17 protein-coding genes are annotated in these 17,837 nt (G+C 61.9%); 9 read left to right on the top strand and 8 right to left on the bottom strand.

The window, feature by feature from the left end:
• Positions 1-3: 3 nt before the first annotated feature.
• Entirely contained in the window at positions 4-1,308 is a 1,305-nt protein-coding gene (locus ACXYMS_RS16255; RefSeq protein WP_458907868.1) for an MFS transporter, read from the top strand.
• Positions 1,305-2,009, top strand: coding sequence for a HoxN/HupN/NixA family nickel/cobalt transporter (locus tag ACXYMS_RS16250; RefSeq protein WP_458907867.1), 705 nt, complete (start codon positions 1,305-1,307; stop codon positions 2,007-2,009). Before ACXYMS_RS16255 ends, ACXYMS_RS16250 begins: the two co-directional genes overlap by 4 nt.
• A gap of 192 nt (positions 2,010-2,201) precedes the next feature.
• On the opposite strand, the gene ACXYMS_RS16245 is transcribed toward ACXYMS_RS16250, so the two are convergent.
• Positions 2,202-4,601, bottom strand: coding sequence for an ABC transporter permease (locus tag ACXYMS_RS16245; RefSeq protein WP_458907866.1), 2,400 nt, complete (start codon positions 4,599-4,601; stop codon positions 2,202-2,204).
• Positions 4,598-5,341: an ABC transporter ATP-binding protein gene (locus tag ACXYMS_RS16240; RefSeq protein ID WP_458907865.1), complete on the bottom strand. Its 744-nt coding sequence runs from the start codon at positions 5,339-5,341 to the stop codon at positions 4,598-4,600. Before ACXYMS_RS16240 ends, ACXYMS_RS16245 begins: the two co-directional genes overlap by 4 nt.
• 78 nt (positions 5,342-5,419) lie before the next feature.
• Here ACXYMS_RS16240 and ACXYMS_RS16235 point away from each other — a divergent pair, with 78 nt between their 5' ends.
• On the top strand, positions 5,420-6,073 hold the full coding sequence (locus ACXYMS_RS16235; protein WP_458907864.1) for a TetR/AcrR family transcriptional regulator: 654 nt from the start codon (positions 5,420-5,422) through the stop codon (positions 6,071-6,073).
• A gap of 181 nt (positions 6,074-6,254) precedes the next feature.
• Here ACXYMS_RS16235 and ACXYMS_RS16230 read toward each other — a convergent pair whose 3' ends face one another.
• The 5 genes from ACXYMS_RS16230 to ACXYMS_RS16210 form a co-directional block, all read right to left on the bottom strand.
• Positions 6,255-6,641, bottom strand: a complete 387-nt coding sequence (locus tag ACXYMS_RS16230) for a VOC family protein (RefSeq protein ID WP_458907863.1) — start codon at positions 6,639-6,641, stop codon at positions 6,255-6,257.
• Between the two features lie 58 nt (positions 6,642-6,699).
• Positions 6,700-7,710 carry an EamA family transporter gene (locus tag ACXYMS_RS16225; RefSeq protein WP_458907862.1) on the bottom strand — a complete coding sequence of 337 codons (1,011 nt, stop codon included), beginning with the start codon at positions 7,708-7,710 and terminating at the stop codon, positions 6,700-6,702.
• Between the two features lie 44 nt (positions 7,711-7,754).
• The gene (gene wrbA, locus ACXYMS_RS16220; protein ID WP_458907861.1) at positions 7,755-8,378 is read right to left on the bottom strand and encodes an NAD(P)H:quinone oxidoreductase; all 624 of its coding nucleotides are present in this window, start codon (positions 8,376-8,378) and stop codon (positions 7,755-7,757) included.
• Positions 8,379-8,474: 96 nt separating this feature from the next.
• Positions 8,475-9,371, bottom strand: coding sequence for a LysR family transcriptional regulator (locus ACXYMS_RS16215; RefSeq protein WP_458907860.1), 897 nt, complete (start codon positions 9,369-9,371; stop codon positions 8,475-8,477).
• 111 nt (positions 9,372-9,482) lie between these two features.
• Positions 9,483-10,376 (bottom strand): LysR family transcriptional regulator, encoded by an 894-nt coding sequence (locus tag ACXYMS_RS16210; RefSeq protein WP_458907859.1) that lies wholly within the window; start codon positions 10,374-10,376, stop codon positions 9,483-9,485.
• A 109-nt stretch (positions 10,377-10,485) separates the two neighbouring features.
• On the opposite strand from ACXYMS_RS16210, the gene ACXYMS_RS16205 reads away from it, so the two are divergent.
• From ACXYMS_RS16205 to ACXYMS_RS16195, 3 genes are all read left to right on the top strand, one after another.
• Complete coding sequence (locus ACXYMS_RS16205; protein ID WP_458907858.1) at positions 10,486-11,490, top strand: NAD(P)-dependent alcohol dehydrogenase; 1,005 nt, start codon at positions 10,486-10,488, stop codon at positions 11,488-11,490.
• An 83-nt stretch (positions 11,491-11,573) separates the two neighbouring features.
• Positions 11,574-12,296 (top strand): DUF4386 domain-containing protein, encoded by a 723-nt coding sequence (locus tag ACXYMS_RS16200; RefSeq protein WP_458907857.1) that lies wholly within the window; start codon positions 11,574-11,576, stop codon positions 12,294-12,296.
• A 41-nt stretch (positions 12,297-12,337) separates the two neighbouring features.
• On the top strand, positions 12,338-13,051 hold the full coding sequence (locus ACXYMS_RS16195) for a DUF4386 domain-containing protein (RefSeq protein WP_458907856.1): 714 nt from the start codon (positions 12,338-12,340) through the stop codon (positions 13,049-13,051).
• Positions 13,052-13,540: 489 nt separating this feature from the next.
• Here the strand turns inward: ACXYMS_RS16195 and ACXYMS_RS16190 are convergent, their stop codons facing one another.
• The gene (locus ACXYMS_RS16190) at positions 13,541-14,437 is read right to left on the bottom strand and encodes a LysR family transcriptional regulator (RefSeq protein WP_458908017.1); all 897 of its coding nucleotides are present in this window, start codon (positions 14,435-14,437) and stop codon (positions 13,541-13,543) included.
• 139 nt (positions 14,438-14,576) lie between these two features.
• Between ACXYMS_RS16190 and ACXYMS_RS16185 the strand changes: the two genes are divergently transcribed.
• Genes ACXYMS_RS16185 through ACXYMS_RS16175 form a run of 3 tightly spaced genes read left to right on the top strand, consistent with a single transcriptional unit; the run spans position 14,577 to position 17,727 of the window.
• Positions 14,577-15,461, top strand: a complete 885-nt coding sequence (locus ACXYMS_RS16185; RefSeq protein ID WP_458907855.1) for an aldo/keto reductase — start codon at positions 14,577-14,579, stop codon at positions 15,459-15,461.
• Positions 15,462-15,472: 11 nt separating this feature from the next.
• Complete coding sequence (locus ACXYMS_RS16180) at positions 15,473-16,453, top strand: aldo/keto reductase (protein WP_458907854.1); 981 nt, start codon at positions 15,473-15,475, stop codon at positions 16,451-16,453.
• Between the two features lie 32 nt (positions 16,454-16,485).
• A complete protein-coding gene (locus ACXYMS_RS16175; RefSeq protein ID WP_458907853.1) occupies positions 16,486-17,727 on the top strand; it encodes a multidrug effflux MFS transporter in 1,242 nt (413 codons plus the stop codon).
• Positions 17,728-17,837: the final 110 nt, after the last annotated feature.

Raw genomic sequence — 17,837 nt, 5'->3', positions numbered from 1 at the left:
CCGATGCTGGCCGTGCTCGCCAATCGTACCTATCGCCACCTGTTTCTGGCTCAGGTCATCGCCCTGATCGGTACCGGGCTGGCCACGGTGGCCCTTGGCCTCCTGGCCTTTGATCTCGCTGGCGCCAATGCGGGCGCCGTGCTCGGAACGGCTCTCGCCATCAAGATGATCGCCTATGTGGGCGTCGCGCCCATCGCAGCGGCCTTTGCCGAGCGCCTGCCGCGACGCGCCATGCTGGTGGGGCTCGATCTGGTGCGCGCCGCAGTCGCTGTTCTGCTGCCCTTCGTCACCGAGATCTGGCAGGTCTATGTGCTGATCTTCGTGCTGCAATCGGCCTCGGCGGCCTTCACGCCGACCTTCCAGGCCACAATCCCCGACGTGCTGCCCGACGAGAAGCACTATACGCGGGCCTTGTCGCTTTCGCGCCTCGCCTATGACCTCGAAAGCGTGGCCAGCCCTTTGCTCGCCGCCGCACTCCTGACGGTCATATCGTTCAACAGCCTCTTTGCCGGGACGGTCATCGGCTTCCTCGCCTCGGCCCTGCTCGTCGTTTCGGTGGTGCTGCCCAGCCCCAAACCTGCTGCACCGCGCGGCATTTATGACCGCACCACCCGGGGCATTCGCATTTACCTCAAGACGCCGCGCCTGCGGGGCCTTCTGGCGCTGACCTTTGCGGTTTCGGCCGCCGGGGCCATGGTCATCGTCAATACCGTGGTGCTGGTGCAATCGTCCTTCGGGCTCGACCAGCAGGCCACCGCCATTGCCCTGGTGGCCTTTGGTGGTGGCTCAGTGGTGGCTGCGCTGGCCCTGCCCAGATTGCTGGACCGGTTCGCCGACCGGCCCGTCATGCTCGTTGGAGCGGGCCTGCTTGTCGCAACGATGCTGATGGGCAGTCTGGTTGGCGGCTACGGCACGCTCCTGGCGCTGTGGTTCGTCATCGGCATCGGCTATTCGGCCACCCAGACCCCGACCGGACGACTGATCCGCCGCTCATCCCATCCCGAAGATCGCCCGGCCCTGTTTGCCGCCCAGTTCGCGCTCTCCCATGCCACATGGCTCCTCAGCTATCCGCTGGCCGGCTGGCTTGGGGCGACGGCAGGAATGCCAGTAACGTTCATCGCCATGGCCGCGATTGCCGCATGCGGTGTTTTCGCCGCAACGCAGCTTTGGCCGCAGGATGACTTGATAGAGATCGAGCACAGCCATGATGACCTGCCCGCAGGTCACGCGCACCTGGCCGGACATGGCCATCGTCATGTCCACCCCTATGTCATCGACTCCGATCATGCCAACTGGCCGGGTCGATGACGGATATCCTCGCCTGGCTGGTGGCGCTGCAGGGCGACATCCAGCATTCCGTTGCCGATCAGATCAGCGACTTCTCGGCGAGCGGTGACTGGCTTGCCCTTCTTGGAGCAATGCCACTCGCAATTGTGTTCGGCATGGCCCATGCCCTGACGCCGGGACACAACAAGCTGGTCCTTGCAACCTACGTCCTGGGCGAGCGGCTCGGTCTGCTCAAGGCCCTCGCGACCTCGATGCTGCTCAGCGCCACCCATATCGGCAGCGCCGTAGCCATCGGCTTTGGGGCCAACTGGCTTGTCTCGCGCACCATCACCCAGGCGGGCCGGGCGCCCCTCCTTGAAACAACCAGCCAGGTCTTGCTTGCTGCCATAGCGGTCTGGATGATCTGGCGCGCCATCTGGCCCGCGCGATCACATGAGCATCCCGGCCTTTTTGCCGTGGCCGCGGGTTTGGTGCCCTGTCCACTGACGCTGTTCACTGTGGTGATGGCGACGTCGATGGGATCACCGGAGGCCGGCCTGATATTTGCCCTGGCAATGCTGGTGGGCGTAGGGAGCGTGCTGTCGCTGGTTGGGTTGGCCGCACAGCTTGGCGCCGCCAGGATCAGCGATGCTGTTGGACGTTTGGAGTTTGCAGGCCGGGCTGTACTCGGCCTTGGGGGCGCAATGTTGCTCTTATTGGTGGTAATCCCGCTGCTTCGGTGAGGCACCCAATGCTGAAATAACCCCGGAGACGACACCGTCGCCTCCGGGATTATGCGGCGCATTTGGCTATCCGCCATGCATGGATCTGGCTGCCCCGACGAGATCGAAACTGTGGGCTGCATAGCCGACAATACCGATGGAGATCAGTGCTACGACGGCGATGAGAATAGTGCGACGGGTCATTTCGGGTTCCTAGTTGTAGGCGAGGGTTTGACGGATGGTGAGGCGCGCCGCCTGCCGGGCGGGCGTCAGGCTGGCGAGGACCGAACCGACAGCCAGGATCAGGGCCCAGATGGCGATCGCCTCGAGGGACAAGGTCAGCGGCAGCGGCAGGCCAAAGGACAGGGTTCCGACCAGTTGCCCGATGCTGTAGCCGAGCGGGATGCCGACAAGCAGGGCGAGGGGCAGGCTCAGGAAGGCGATCATCAGGCCCTCGGCCAGGATGTTGCGGATCAGCGTGCCACCACCGGCGCCAATGGTCCGCATGATGCCAAACTCGCGGGTGCGCTCGACCACGCTTGACCCCTGTGAAGCGGCCAGGCCGATACTGCCGACGGCCGCCATCAGCAGCGCCATCGCCTTGAGCGCGATGATGAGAATGGCGACATGGCCCGACTGCGCCGCCGCCAGCGTGGCCTCGGTGGTCAATTGTTCGATGGCAATGCCGGACTGGGTCAGGGCCGCAGATGTCTGGGTTGCCGTTTCGGCGACACGCTCCGCATCGGCATCAATGACCTCCAGCCGGATGGCGGTGACCCCATCGCCATGTTCCGCCAGATCGGCGAAGAGGTCCGGCGGAATGTAGGCAGTGGCGGGGGTAAGGATCTGGCGCGCAATGCCGCCGGGCAGCGCCGCCACGGTCCGTCCTTCGACGGCCAATAGCAGCGGCGCATCGAGCGCCGGGCGGCCGAGCAGGTTCCATGCCTGCTGGTTCAGCACGACCGCTGAGTCGTCCGCGCCGTTCCCGGCAAGGAACACCGGGTCGGCCGGCAGGCTGCCGAGCGGTCGCAGCGACAGGCTGCCGTGGCCGCCATCGGGATAGGTGCGCACCAGCATCAGCCCATCTTCGCGACCGGCGGCTGCGGCGATTAAGTCAGTCGGACGCAGGTCAGCAATATTGGGCACGGAGGCCAGCGCTTCGGACAGTCGTGTCGGCGATACTGGCTGCAGCAGGCTGATCTCGATATCGTAGTCGCGGCTATTGGCGGCCGCCACCAATTGCCCCTGCCAGGCCGCCTCGACATTGAGCGCCGCGATGAACATCGCGCCCGCCGTGCCCAGCAGCCCGATATTGAGCAGCAGTCTGCCACGCTTGCGGAAGGCGTTGCGCAATGCCAGCAGCAGCGTGCGATCGATGCCGGTAAACCGGCCGAGCAGGCGTTGGATCGGATCATTGCGCAGGGTATTGGCGGCGATGCCCTGGTCGGCCAGCGCCTCCCGCACCGTTGCGCGGGTGGCCTTGCGGATGGGAACCGCGACGAAGACCAGCGGCAGCAGCAGGCCGGTGGCGACCAGCGCGATGACGAGCCAGGCCGGCACCAGTGGCGAGGCGATGTCGAAATTGAGCAGTTGCGAGATAACGCCGGCAAAGCCGACTGCCCCATACATGCCAAAGGGAATGGCTATGGCCACCGCCAGTGCCGCCACGATGGCAATGCCGACCAAATAGAGCCCGCCGATCTGCCGGCTGGTGCCGCCGATAGCCTTCATGATGGCGATCTGGCGCACCTGCTGTGCCAGCAGCGCCGATACCATGGCCGCGGTCAGGACGGCGCTGAGAATGAGCGTCAGGATGGCGAAGAGCATGAACATGCCCAGGACGCCATTCATCTGGCTCTGATGCGGGTGCTGATTGACCAGCGGAATCTGGACCTGGTGCACGGTGGCGCCGAGATCGCGGAGGCGGCTGGCGACGCCACTAACGACGCCATCGATATGATCCTGCCCAAGGGCGGCGTCTCGAACGATCACCTTGACCAGTTCGGGCGCAAGCGGCAGGCCGAGCTGCGCCGCCGTTCGCGACGACAGATAGATGTAGGCGGTTTGTTCCTGCCAGGCCGGTGCCAGGCTGGGGTCGTGGACCGTGCCGGCAACGGGCAGGTCAAGCGTGGTGCCGCCGCTGGTCTGGATGGAGATTTCCTCGCCAAGGATCGCACCGAGAAAACCCATGGCTTCCCGTTCCACGAGGACTGCGCCGTCGGCGGGGGGAAAGCCCCCGTCTTCCGGAAAGGTAAGGCCAATGCTGGAGCTGGAAAAATCGGGGACAATGAACAGCAAGGTGCGGTGCCAGGCTTCCTCGCCGACCCTTGCGCGCGCGATGACAATGGACGCTGGCTCCGCCGCTGCGATGCCCGGATCCGCGCCTATGGTGGCCAGGATTTCCGGCGTCACCTCTCCGACATCGATCAGGGCCGAGGCTGGATTTGTATCCAGATAGTTCCGCGCAATCTCGCGGCTGAGGATGGCATAGGCGCCCGAGATGGTGGTCAGGGCAAACATGCCGATGGTGAGCGCGGCAAGCATGAGCGCGATACGACCACGGGTCGCGCCAAAATCGCCGATCAGCTTGCGCCAGCGAGGAGCCAGGGTCATGTCCGCGCTCCCTGGCCGGTATGCGCGACCATCCGGCCATCGGCCAGTTCGATCGTGTCGGTGAAATAGGACGCCAGGTCGCGTTCGTGGGTGACCATGACAACGGTCCGACCCTCCTCGGTCAGGCCACGAAACAGGTCCATGACTTCGGTTGTGGTGCGGGAATCCAGATTCCCCGTCGGCTCGTCGGCTACCAACAAGGGTGGGTCATTTGCCAGCGCGCGAGCAATGGCAGCGCGCTGCTGTTGCCCGCCCGAGAGGTCGGCGGGCAGCTTGTCGGCCTGCTCGGCAATGCCAAGCTTTTCGAGCAGGGACAGCGCTCGCGGACGCCGGTCCTGGGGACGGCCGACGTTGCAGAAGTCCATCGGCAGCATGACATTTTCGATGACCGTCATCGTCGGCAACAACTGGAAAAACTGGAACACCACGCCGACATTGCGGCCGCGCCAGGCTGTCAGTTCCTCCTCCGACTTGCCGTTGAGCAACACATTGCCAAAGCGGATTTCGCCACTGGTGGCACTGTCGATGCCGGTCAGAAGATTGGCCAGTGTGGTCTTGCCGCTGCCCGATTTGCCGACCACCGCTAGGAAGGCTCCGGCCTCAAGGTCGAGATCGATCCCGGCCAACGCGGCAAAGGGACCTGCAGGCGTCTCATAGGTCTTGCCGATTGACCGCAGGCTGACAATGGGCGTGGCGCCGACCGGACGCGCCGCCGGTTCGAGAAGCGAGGTAGAGGGCACTGTAGAACTCCGTGACGATCAGACATCCGTGTGATATTGGACACTTGTCTTGAAACGCAATCGACGCAGCGGCTACTCATGTCCGATACTGAACACTGGCCGGGTTTTGACCGGGAAAAGTCCGCACGGGTCCTGGCGGCGGATGGGCTGACCGACCGGCGCGTCCGGCGCACCCGACAGACCTTGCATGAGACGCTCATGCGATTGACGGTCGAGCGCGGTTATGACGAGCTCACGGTTGCCGACATCGCCGCCGCCGCGAATGTCGGCCGATCAACGTTCTACGCCCATTTCACCGACAAGGATGATCTGCTGCGCAGCGCTGCTGGCACCCTGCGCGCCGCGTTGATGCAGGAGCATGCAGCGGCGGGAGTTGACGGCGCCGGACCAGACCGCATGCTGGGCTTCAGCCACTTCATGACGGCCCACCTGGCCGAGCAAAGGGTGCTCTATCGGGCGCTGATGCGCGGCAGGGCAGGGCCAATCCTGCTCGACCTTATCCGCCACGCCCTGTGCGACATTGTGCGCTCTGAGTTGGCGCCTGGAACGAAATCGACCAATGCCTCGCTCGAGGACGAGCTATCCGTGCAGTTTGTTGTCGGTGCCTACATGTCGGTTCTGACCTGGTGGCTTGATCGAGGAGGCAGCGAACCGCCCGAGGTCATTGAAGCCGGCTTTCGACAGATGGCGCTGAACGGCCTGTCGGTGAAGTCGGCCACCCTTGCTCCATAGCGGGCTCCCAACGACCGCCTTATTGAAGTGAGAGACCTTCGATTGCCTGGGATTTGCACATTTCGTTGCGACGGACCGGAGCGTCAGCTATCGGGGTGCTGCTAGGCCCCCTCATCGACCGATTTGGGGCACATGGCAGTATGTCCACCATGTGGGTTCAGCCGGCGAGCCATGCGACACGCTATGGCAGATCGAAGTACACATCATCAGCGTTTTTGAACTCGCAAGGGTTTCCGTCCGGGTCCGCGAAGATAGCTATCGTACCCCACTCGAACCGCAGGACCTCGACACCGACCCCAAGCCCCGCAATTCGATCAGCTGAACGATCAACATCAGGCACATCAAACCGCAAGACGACGGGATTGGTCTCGGCGGCCTTGCGCTGACTCGATCCCACCCCACCTCGCTCTACCATCAGGTAGCTGTCAGCGCCGAAATGAAAGCAGAACAGATCTGGCTTCTGGTACCACAATTTCAACGAGAGCACGTCCCGGTAGAATTCCATGCACTCGGCGAACTTTTCTGTCTTGAGGATAATCCCAAACCGAGCGGGAGTTACTACTTCCATTTTGTTCTCCTGGCGACTTATTCACAGCCGGCATTGTCAAGGTGTTGCGAGGCGAAAATCAATTGCGACCGGCCTGATGTCCCATGGTCGGCGCCTGACCAACCAGATCTGAGCGCGACAGCCCAAGATCATTCAACCGGTGTTCCGAAAGAGCACAGAGGTCAACTGTTACAGCGCGCTTTCGGCGGCGGACGGTCCCCGAGTTCCTAGCCCGACGTTGCACCTGGTGATTGGCGATCTGCCCGGCCCAGACGGAAGCCAGAACGATACCGCCGCCAAGGATCTGCAAGGGCGTCAGGGACTGGTGCAGCCACAACCAACCCAGGGCAACGGCAACGAGCGGGCTGACCATGCCCAGCATGGAGGCGGCGGCTGGTTCCAGTCGAGCCAGCCCGCGAAACCATAGGCCATATGTTGCGGCCGCCCCGATCAGACCAAGCCAGGCAAGGGCCAACCAGTTGGTGGCGGACAATGAGGGCAGTGCCGGCTCAACAAGCATGGCAACAGGCAGCAGCACCAGGCCGCCGGCAGTCAATTGCCAGGCCGTGAAGCGCAGAGCGGAGACCGGCGGAGCCCACTTACGACTAAGCACCGTGCCGGCGGCCATTGATGCCGCTCCCAACACCCCGGCCAGAATGCCCGCCGGATCAAGCGCAGCGGCGGGCCCCAGAAGCAGGAGTGCGACCCCGACCACCCCAGCGACAGCAGCCACAACAGCGCCGCTCATGATAGGCGTGCCGAGCCAGGCGCGTGCCAATACGATCACCATCAGCGCCTGGACGGCGCCAAGGGTTGCCGCCACACCACCTGGCAGCCGGTCTGCGGCGATGAACAGCATGGTCCAGAACAGCGCGAAGTTCAGGACACCGAGGACCAGGATGCGGCCCATGAGGGTAAACGGTGGAAAACTGCGGGTGAACGCCAGGAGCAGGATTCCCGCCGGAAGGGCCCTAAGCGCGGCCAGGGTCAGAGGGTGTCCACCCGGGAGAGCCTCGGTGGTCACAATATATGTGCTGCCCCACACTGCCGGTGCCAGGGCAGTCAGGAAAATATCGGATATCCGTGCCATTTTTGGTTCCAGTGCCGGATGGTGCAGGATCGGGTCAGGGCGCCTCAGGCCGCGTCCCGTGCCCAATCCTCTTGTGCGAGCCGCCCTGCAACCCGGGCAACATGAGCGCCCTGGAAGCGGGCACCCGCGAGATCGATTTCGGTCGGATGGAGCGAGCCATCGACGCCTGCGATCGTCCCGGCGCCGTAGGGAGATCCCCCCACAACGCTGTCACGATGCGTCTGCCCCGCGAAGGAGTAAGGCAGTCCAACAATGACCATTCCGAAGTGCATGAGCGGAACATGCGCCGACAGGATCGTGGCCTCATGGCCACCATGTTGGGACCCGGTTGAGGCGAAGACCGCGCCAACCTTGCCCACCAGGGCATTGCGCGCCCACAGACCGCCTGCCTGATCGAGAAACTGCTTCATCTGCCCCGCCATCATGCCGAAGCGTGTCGGGGTTCCAAGGACAATGCCGTCGTAGTTGACGAGGTCTCCGGGACTGACCAGCGGCGTTTCGTCAACAATGTAGCCGGACTTCTCGCGGACGGCCTCAGGAACCGTTTCAGGAATTCGGCGCAGGTCGACGATCGTCCCGGGGACGCTCTGCGCGCCTTCGGCCTCTGCCTGCGCCAAAGCGCGAACATGGCCATAGCTGGAATAATAGGCGACAAGAATGCGAGTCATTGGGATGCCTCTGGCAAGGTTTGGAATTGCCAGCAACATCACTGAACCGGGGTGAGCGAGTAATCACCCGGCGCTCAAAACACTGTTCACGCCACGTCAGGAATAGAGGTCGTTGAGCGCATCCTGAAGATGGGCAACGAAGGCTCTGGCCCTGGGGTCGGAGCCCATATGCGAGGCGGTAACAGCAAAAATTTCGGGCGATGGTAGTTCATATTCGGGCAAGACACGCGTAAGATGCCCATCGGTCTCGGGCTCTCGCGATATGAAGTCCGGAAGTGTCCCGATGCCGCAGCCTGCAATCAGCAGATCGCGCAGGACGACGCTGCTGCCGACCTTGATGCGCGGATGCAGGGCAAGCTTTCTTGTGCCCCCTGGTCCATGCAGTTGCCACTCGCTCTGATGACCTGCCAGAGTGAACCCAATCACCGTATGAGCGGCAATGTCGTCAGGATTGGCGGGCGTGCCGAAGCGCTCCAGGTAAGCGGGCGATGCAAAGATTGCCTGTTTGAGCTGTCCCAGGCGCCGAACCATCAACGACGAGTCGGGTAGGCTGGGCCGGATGCGGATGGAAATGTCGAAGCCGCCCTCGATCATATCGAGTATGTGATCGTCGAGAGACAAGGTGACTTCCAGGTCAGGATGGTCCTGCAGGAAGCCCGGCAGCATCGGCGCGATAACCAATTGCCCGAAGGAGTGCGGCGCATTGATCTTGAGTTGGCCGATCAGCGAGCTGGCGCTCGCGCGGATCTCATTTTCGAGCGTGTTTACCGCAGAGAGAATGGTCACGGCCTTGTCGTAGTAGGCCTGTCCGGCCTCCGTGAGCGACATGCTGCGGGTGGTTCGCGTCACCAGCGTGCAGCCCAGGCTTTTCTCAAGCAGCTTGATTTCCTTGCTGAGCAGACCTGGAGACACCCCGAGATCGTTGGCGGCGCCCACAAAGCTTCCGCGCTCCACGATTCGGCGGAAGGCATTCATCACCGAGAGCTTGTCCATGTTCGGCCTGCGATCTCGAAACTGCTTTAGCCGACGGTAGCCGGGTTTGCGGGCATATAGAAGTTGTTCAACCTCGCCGCGTCGGGGCGGTGGGGACAAGTTGACGATGATCTAGAGGCCGCCGAGTTCCTCTGCGAGGAAGTCGAACACCATGCGGACCCTCCTGGAGGTATTGAGTTCGCGGTGCGTGGTAAGCCAGATGGGGAACGGAAAGGCCGGAGCTTTGTCCTCAAGGGCGCGGACAATGCCGGGCGTGTTTTCGCCGAGAAATTCGGGGACCATGCCAATACCCAGCCCGGCCTTGAGCAGTTCCCAATGGACCAGATGGCTGTCCGCCAGAATGGTCAGATTGCTGCGGTCGATGGGCAGGCCCGCCTCCACCAGTCCAGCCAGATAGGTATCGGGCGACCACAGGCTGATGAAATCAGCCTCGGCGACCGTCTCCAAGGTCAGCGGACTGGCAAAGCGTTCGAGATAGACCTCCGACACATAGAGCCGTGCAGCAACGTCCTTGATCTTGCGGGCGATCAGTTCGGGCTGGTCCGGACGGAAATTGCGGATGGCAATGTCGGCTTCCCGGCGGCGCAGGTCGGCGGCGGAGTTCTTGGCGATGAGGTCCACGGTCAGGCCGGTGGCGGTGCGGCGCAGCTTCTCGATGATCGGGGGCAGCAGATAGGCCGCGTCGATCTCGCTGGCGGTGATGGCGATGTTGCCTTCGAGCGCCTGTGCCCGCCCCGATGCGCCGAGCGAAAGACGCCCCGCCGCCTCGCCCATGGTGCGCACATGCTCGAGCAGCTCAAGGCCACTGGGAGTGAGTTCGAGACCCCGGCCGGTACGCTCAAAGAGCACCACGCCTAGTTCTTCCTGCAAGGCTTCGACCTGCCGGCCAAGCGTCGGCTGCGCCATGCCCAATGCGCGGGCAGCGGCCGACAACGAGCCCTCCTCGGCCGTGACCAGAAAGGCCCGGGCGCGGTTCCAGTCAAATCTGACAGATCGCCAATCCATGCAAATGTGCATACCGGAATACAGGATTTAGTCAATTCTGCAGAGGGCGTGTCTGCCGTACCCATTTGGCCATCGGCACCGCGATGGTGCATCCAAAAGGAGACAACAGATGAAAGCGGTCATTGCCAAGGCCTATGGCGGTCCGGACGTCCTGAGCATTCAGGAGATCGAACGGCCGGCCCCCAAGGACAACGAGGTCCTTGTAAAAATTTATGCCAGCGCGGTAACCCAGGCCGACGTGATGATGCGGACGGGCAAGCCCCTGTTCGGCAGGATTTTCCTGGGGCTGCGCAAGCCCAGGGCCTCGGTGCCCGGCACGGCATTTGCCGGCAAGGTTGAAGCTGTCGGGCGGGGTGTGACCCGCTTTGCGGTCGGCGACGATGTGTTCGGAGAGACAACCGTCGGATTTCACGCCCACGCCCAGTTCGTGACTGTGCCAGAAGAAGGGATCATCCAGACCATTCCGATGACCATGTCTTATGAGGAGGCGGCGCCGGTGACCGATGGCGCGCTCACCGTGCACAATTTCCTGACGCGGCTGGTGACGATCCAGCCGGGACAAAAGGTGCTGATCAACGGCGCAGCTGGCGGACTTGGTACCTCGGCCGTGCAACTGGCCAAACATCTGGGCGCCGAAGTGACTGCGGTGGCGAGCCGGCGCAATCTGGGTTTTCTGCGCGACCTTGGTGCCGATCATGTCATCGACTATTCGGCAGAGGATTTCACCGGGCGGCGTGGCGCCTATGACCTGATCTTCGATACGGTGGGCAAGGTGCCGTTCGGCAAGGCCAGGCGAGCGCTCACGTCCGATGGCGTCTATCTCTCGCCGGTTCTTGGCCTGGGCCTGTTGCTCCGCATGCTCTGGACGGGGAAATTCGGACGCCGGAAGGCCATGTTCTCGGCCACGGGACTCTTGCCCCATGCCGAACTCAGCAGTCGCCTGACGGAAGTCAAAGCCCTGATCGAGGACGGCGCGCTCAAGACCATCATCGACCGGCGCTATGGCCTCGACCAGATCGCTGAAGCGCATGAATACGTCCAGAGCGGCCACAAGCGCGGCAATGTCGTGCTCGAGATCGACCACCACGACGTGGCGATCCTGGCAGCCGAGTAACTTCCTACCCCAGCGGCAGCATGCTGCACCGACCCGACCGGATCGGTGATGGATGCTGCTCGCCCATTTCCGAGGATGATCCGATGACCACTCAAACCATGCATGACTTCAACTGGGCCCGCTCCGCCGGATTGGCCTATCTGGCGGTCGCGGTCCTTGCCGGCTTTGCCGAATTCTCCGTTCGCACCGGCATGGTCATCCAGGGCGACACTGCGGCCACCATGGCCAATATTGCATCGAACCAGATGCTCTATGGGCTTGCCGGGATCGCTGACCTGCTGGTGCTGCTGCTCGACACCTGGCTCGGCCTGGCGTTCTGGATGCTGCTCAAGCCGGTCAACAAGCCTATCGCCTTGCTGGCGCTGTTTCTCAACCTCCTGCGGCTCCCCTGGATGGGCGCGAACGTAGTCTATCACTTCGGCGCGCTGCTGCTGGTCAATGGCGCCCTGCCATCCTTTCCACCCGAGCAGGTGCAGGACCTGGTGGCCCTGCTGCTGGATCTGCACGCCTATGGCTACACCGCCAACGGCATTTTCTTCGGCGCCTGGTGCTTCACCATCGGCTGGCTGTTCTACCGCTCCGGCTTCGTGCCGCGTCTGTTGGGCGTGGTGATGATGCTGGCGCTGGTTGGCTACTGGACCGACCTTTTCGTGGTGTTCGTGCTGCCGGCATTCGAACCCACGGTCTCCCCCGTGGCCATCATGCCTGCCGCACTCGCCGAAATCTTGGTTTGCCTCTGGCTCACCTTCTGCGGCGGTTCAGTCCATCGGGGCTTCCAAAGACATATCTCAACGCTGGCCGCCTGATCGGCCAGCCCATCCCCAACAGTCCAACGGAGGACACCATCATGGTCGGATCTGACCAGGAAAACCGTTCCAACAAGAGCATCGCCCGTGTCGCGGGTCTGTTCTATCTCGCTATCATCGCCCTGGGCATCTGGAGCGAAATGGCGGTGCGTGAAATGCTTATCGCTCCAGATAACGGCCCGCAAACGCTCGCCAATATCATGGCATCCAGCGGATTGTTCTCGCTAAGTCTCGCCGCCGATATCGGCATGATCCTGAGCGATATTGCAGTGGGGATCCTTCTTTTCCTGCTGTTTCGCCAGGTGGCGCCGCGTGTGGCGCTGGCCGCGATGATCCTTCGCCTGACGCAGGCCATCGTGCTTGCCGCAAACCTCCTGTTTCAGGTGGCCGCGATGGTGCTGCTGCGCGGGGAGCACTTTGCCGATGCTTTCGGAGCTGGCAATCTCGCCTGGGCGGTGCAGGCATTGCTCGAACTGCAGGGGCAAGGCTATGACCTCGGCCTCATCTTCTTCGGGATCAACTGCCTGCTGACGGCCTGGTTGATCATGCGCTCGGGCATTGCACCCCGTCTGGTCGGATTGGGAATAGCAGCATCGGGCCTGGTCTATCTTTCCGGAAGCGGATTTACCCTACTGACTGGCGATCAGCCTATGGTCATAACCATCGCCTACTTCATACCCCTGATTGCCGAACTGGCATTCGCGATCTGGCTGCTGGTTGGCTTAGGGCTGAGGTCCACCCCACGCCGCGGCTAGGCCGTTGCCGACTATCATTCCCTTGATTTGGCCTTCGGGGTCCACTGCCCCGGAGGACCTAGACGTTCATTTTCTCCTGGAGCTTATCATGGAAAATTTTTGGACTTTTGGTGGGATTGGCTTGATGGCCTTTTTGATAATGGTCGGGGTATCCACAATCATACTCGCCGTGAAGTTGCCGATAAAAAAGAGCGACTAGGGACCGCGCACAATTGCCACCGGCGAGGCCCGATTACGGTTACCAACGTTGCGCAGGCAGTCTTGACCCCACAATGTATAATTGCCTCACATCCTCATCGACGGAAGAAGATTTGCAGGACAGGATAAATGACAGCTTTCGGGTGATTGCCGGAGCAGTCTGAATGACCATTTTGAGGCGCGTTTCTGCCTGGCAGGTGCCGACCCATTTCGGCAATGGGTAGTTGTGCCATCTCGATCCGAACCTGCCATCGTGGTCAGTGAATATCCAGTTGAACGGGATTCTCGTTGCTAGACTTGTCGGTAGCGCAGGGCTTCGATCAGTCGTGCAAATGCCGGTGATGTCTGACGGCGGCTGGGGTAGTAGAGGTGATAGCCGTCAAAGGTTGGCATCCAGTCCTCTAGCACGCGGACCAACGTACCGGCTTGAAGATGTGAGGCCGCAAGGTCCTCAGGAATGCAGCCCAGGCCCGCCCCCACAAGCGCCGCAGATAGGATGTGGCTGCTGCTGCTGAACGCCAGTTGGCCATCAACCCGAACATTGAGCCGCCGCCCACCGCGCTCGAACTCCCAGGCGTAGTTTCCGCCATAGGTCGGGAGCCGCAGATTGATGCAGTCATGTTCGGTCAGATCTTGAGGGGTTGCTGGCACTGGCCGTCCCGCCAGGTAGTCTGGCGTTCCCACGATGGCCATGCGCCAATCCGGCCCGATGCGCACTGCGATCATGTCCTTGGCGAGCTGCTCGCCCAAGCGCACGCCAGCGTCGTAGCGCTGCGCGACAATGTCGACCAGCCCATTTTCGGCGATGATCTCAAGGCGGATGTCGGGGTAGGCCCTGGTGAAGCTTTGCAGGCGTGGCCACAACACCGAATTGACGGCGTGTTCGCCGGCGGTCAACCGGATCGTACCGGCTGGTGTATCCCTGAATTCACTGACCTGCTCAAGCGCCGCATCGACCTCCAGGAAGCGCGGCTCGACCGTCGCCAGTAAATGCTCACCAGCCTCGGTCGGGGAAACGCTGCGCGTGCTGCGGGTGAGAAGCCTGACCCCAAGCCGGCTTTCCAGTCGGCTGAGCGCGTGGCTGATTGCCGACTGCGAAACGCCGAGACGGCCAGCAGCGCGAGTAAAGCTGCGCTCCTGCGCAACGGTGATGAAAGCAATGAGATCGGCAGCGTTTTCGCGATTCATCCTGTATCTTTCATGAATTTCATTCATGAGATCAAGCAGAATTTCTCCGGTAATAAGATGAGCTGAACCAGCCTATCTTGTGCCGGGGTGCCTGCAGGTATCGTTGCGGACATCCACAGAACACAAGAAAGGGCCGCTTATGACATCCGTGCCAAATCTCAAGCTCAACAATGGCGTCGGAATCCCGGCCATCGGTCTTGGCGTATTCCAAACCCCGCCCGCCGAAACCGCTGCTGCCGTACAGGAAGCTTTGCGCGTCGGCTACCGCCACATCGACACAGCCGCCGCCTATGGCAACGAGCGCGAAGTGGGCAAGGGCATCCGGACCTCAGGCGTCCCCCGCAACCAGATCTTCATCGAGACAAAAATCTGGATCAATGACTATGGCTTTGATGAAACCCTGCACGGTTTCGAGAAGAGCGCGAAGAAGCTGGGCGTCGAGCAGATTGATCTGTTGATCCTGCATCAGGCGCTACCTTCAGCTTTTGACAAAACCCTGGCTGCCTATCGGGCGCTCGAAAAACTGCTGGCCGACGGCAAGGTGCGCGCCATCGGCGTCAGCAATTTCATGCCCGAGCATATCGAAAGCCTGCTGGCGAAGACCGACGTCGTGCCGGCGGTCAACCAGATAGAACTGCACCCCTATTTTCAGCAAGCCGCTTTGCAGAAGCTGCATCAACAGCATGGCATCCTGACGCAGGCCTGGTCCCCGATCGGTGGGATTACGCTATACCGCGGCAGTGGCAAGAGTTCGCTCGAAGACGCAACGATCGTGGCCATCGCGCAGGCGCATGGCAAGTCAGCGGCCCAGGTCATGCTGCGCTGGGGGCTGCAGCACGGTCGCTCCGTGATCCCGAAGTCCGTCAAGCCCAGCCGCATTGCCGAGAACTTCGACGTCTTCAACTTCGAGCTAACCCCCGATGAATTGGCGGCAATCGACGGCTTGGAGACCGGCACCCGCGGCGGCCCGGAACCCGATTTCATTACCCTAGACAATTTCAGCCGGGTCATCCCGGAAGCGTGAGGAGATACGACATGAAAAAAAGAAAACTCGGCAAACGCGGCCTTGAGGTTTCGGCCATTGGCCTAGGCTGCATGGGCATCAGCCAGTCCTATGGCGCTCCCCTGGAGACCCCAGCAGGCGTCAAGCTCATCCGCGACGCCTTCGAGCGCGGCATCACCTTCTTTGACACCGCAGAAGTCTATGGTCCCTACAAGAACGAAGAGGTTGTCGGCGAGGCACTGCAGCCCGTCCGCGACCAGGTGGTGATCGCCACCAAGTTCGGCTTCGACATCGACGGCAGCGGTGTTCCCGACAGCCGGCCCGCACGCATCCGCCAGGCTGTGGAGGGCTCGCTCAAGCGGCTGCGCACCGACCATATCGACCTGCTCTACCAGCACCGGGTCGATCGCAATACGCCAATGGAGGATGTCGCCGGCACGGTCAAAAACCTGATCGCGGAAGGCAAGGTGAAGTATTTCGGCCTATCGGAAGCCGGTGTCGCCAACATCAGGCGAGCTCATGCCGTGCTACCCGTCACGGCGTTGCAGAGTGAGTACTCACTGATGTGGCGAGAACCTGAAGACCAGATCCTGCCTGTGCTGGAGGAATTGGGCATCGGCTTTGTTCCATTCAGTCCACTCGGCAAGGGCTTTCTGACCGGCACGATCGACACCAGTACCAAGTTCGCCGACAAGGACTTCCGCAATTCCGTACCGCGCTTTAATGCGGAGAACCGCGCCGCCAACCAGGCGATGGTCGACACGGTCACGCGCATTGCGGCAGAAAAGCAGATCACACCCGCCCAGCTGGCACTTGCTTGGGTTCTGGCGCAAAAGCCGTGGATCGCGCCGATCCCTGGTACCACCAAGCTGCATAGGCTGGAGGAAAACATTGGCGCTTGCGACGTTACGTTTACCGACAGCGAGCTGTCCGAAATCGAGCAGGCCGTCAGCGGCATCGAGATCAAGGGGGATCGTTATTCCGCCCTCAACCAGGCGCGGATCGACAGATAACTGTTGTTCCTCCCTCCCAGGGACCAGCCCCAATGTCGTCACAAGTCCAGCAGGCAGACACTTCGATGACAATGACCGCGACTCATCCTGAGACCTATCGGGGTGTCTGGCTGACTGTGCTGCTGAGCGCTCTGCTGGGTTTCGCTTCGATATCGACCGATCTTTACCTGCCCGCCATGCCCAGCATGGGATTGAGCCTGGGCGCTACGCAGGGGCAACTGGAACTCACCATCTCAGGTTACCTGCTCGGGTTCGCGTTCGGCCAGCTCTTCTGGGGCCCGGTCAGCGACCGGTTTGGGCGCAAAGTGCCTTTGATGCTCGGCATCGCCATCTTTGTGTTGGGCGCCGCCGGCTGTGCACTATCCACAGATGCCGTCCAGTTGATCGCCTCCCGCATCGTCCAGGCGCTCGGTGCCAGCGCGGGCGTGGTGCTCGGTCGGGCGATGGTGCGCGATCTGTTCCACAAGGACGAGGCGGCCCGGATGCTCTCGACGCTGATGCTCATCATGGGTGTCGCTCCGATGCTGGGGCCATCGGTCGGTGCCCAGATCCTGGCCTTCTCGTCGTGGCACTACATCTTCTGGAGCCTGGTCGCGATCGGCATAACGACTTTTCTGGGCGTTGCACGGACCGCCGAATCTCTACCGAATTCCGCGCGATCAGGCGGGACTTTGGTCGAGGCTTTTACCGCCTACGGACATCACCTCCGGAACCCCAGGTTGATGGCCTATGCTGCCATCATGGCGTGTTTTGGGGCCGGCGTATTCGCCTATGTCGCCGGCTCTTCCTTTGTGTTCATTGAGCATTATGGCCTCGCACCGGCCAGCTATGGGCTGATCTTTGCCTCGGGAATCGGGGGCATCATGCTGTCCAACACGCTGAACCTGCAGTTCGTCGCTCGGATTGGTAGCGACCGAATGATGCTGCTGGGCACCTCCATCGCAGCAGTCGCTGGCATTGCCATCCTGGTCATCGCTTCCACTGGATGGGGCGGTTGGCTTGGCCTTGCTGCGGCGCTTTTCGTCTATATTGGGATGAACGGACTAATCGGCGCAAATACCATTGCCGGTGGCCTATCCAGCGTGGACCAGGGAACGGGTTCGGCGTCGGCCCTTCTTGGCTTCGCACAGTATGGTGGCGGCATGGTCGGTTCGGCCCTGGTGAGCACATTTGCCAACGGCACGCCATGGCCCATGGCTTTGATCATCTGCGTCGGCACACTATGTGCGGGAACGATAACGTGGCTTCTGAGTGGCAGAGAGAACACCCACTAGCGGCCCGCTGCGACGGATGTGTTCGCCACGAGGCCGTCCACTCGAAATGCCCGCTAAAAGCTGCCAACACCCTTTCCACGCCGCAATCGCCATAGCTTAGACTTGAGCGG

Source organism: Devosia sp. CAU 1758 (genome assembly GCF_054482695.1).
The sequence above is the reverse complement of the archived record's forward strand: the minus strand, read 5'-3'. Positions and strand labels throughout refer to the sequence as shown.

What these genes read in the sequence shown, in the direction of transcription:
- ACXYMS_RS16225 (WP_458907862.1), bottom strand. Translation starts at nt 7,710, where the DNA reads ATGGCACGGATATCCGATATTTTCCTGACTGCCCTGGCACCGGCAGTG.
- ACXYMS_RS16230 (WP_458907863.1), bottom strand. Translation starts at nt 6,641, where the DNA reads ATGGAAGTAGTAACTCCCGCTCGGTTTGGGATTATCCTCAAGACAGAA.
- ACXYMS_RS16180 (WP_458907854.1), top strand. Translation starts at nt 15,473, where the DNA reads ATGAAAAAAAGAAAACTCGGCAAACGCGGCCTTGAGGTTTCGGCCATT.
- ACXYMS_RS16205 (WP_458907858.1), top strand. Translation starts at nt 10,486, where the DNA reads ATGAAAGCGGTCATTGCCAAGGCCTATGGCGGTCCGGACGTCCTGAGC.
- ACXYMS_RS16190 (WP_458908017.1), bottom strand. Translation starts at nt 14,437, where the DNA reads ATGAATCGCGAAAACGCTGCCGATCTCATTGCTTTCATCACCGTTGCG.
- ACXYMS_RS16250 (WP_458907867.1), top strand. Translation starts at nt 1,305, where the DNA reads ATGACGGATATCCTCGCCTGGCTGGTGGCGCTGCAGGGCGACATCCAG.
- ACXYMS_RS16235 (WP_458907864.1), top strand. Translation starts at nt 5,420, where the DNA reads ATGTCCGATACTGAACACTGGCCGGGTTTTGACCGGGAAAAGTCCGCA.
- ACXYMS_RS16215 (WP_458907860.1), bottom strand. Translation starts at nt 9,371, where the DNA reads ATGGACAAGCTCTCGGTGATGAATGCCTTCCGCCGAATCGTGGAGCGC.
- ACXYMS_RS16255 (WP_458907868.1), top strand. Translation starts at nt 4, where the DNA reads ATGCTGGCCGTGCTCGCCAATCGTACCTATCGCCACCTGTTTCTGGCT.
- ACXYMS_RS16195 (WP_458907856.1), top strand. Translation starts at nt 12,338, where the DNA reads ATGGTCGGATCTGACCAGGAAAACCGTTCCAACAAGAGCATCGCCCGT.
- ACXYMS_RS16185 (WP_458907855.1), top strand. Translation starts at nt 14,577, where the DNA reads ATGACATCCGTGCCAAATCTCAAGCTCAACAATGGCGTCGGAATCCCG.
- ACXYMS_RS16210 (WP_458907859.1), bottom strand. Translation starts at nt 10,376, where the DNA reads ATGGATTGGCGATCTGTCAGATTTGACTGGAACCGCGCCCGGGCCTTT.
- ACXYMS_RS16200 (WP_458907857.1), top strand. Translation starts at nt 11,574, where the DNA reads ATGACCACTCAAACCATGCATGACTTCAACTGGGCCCGCTCCGCCGGA.
- ACXYMS_RS16245 (WP_458907866.1), bottom strand. Translation starts at nt 4,601, where the DNA reads ATGACCCTGGCTCCTCGCTGGCGCAAGCTGATCGGCGATTTTGGCGCG.
- wrbA (WP_458907861.1), bottom strand. Translation starts at nt 8,378, where the DNA reads ATGACTCGCATTCTTGTCGCCTATTATTCCAGCTATGGCCATGTTCGC.
- ACXYMS_RS16175 (WP_458907853.1), top strand. Translation starts at nt 16,486, where the DNA reads ATGTCGTCACAAGTCCAGCAGGCAGACACTTCGATGACAATGACCGCG.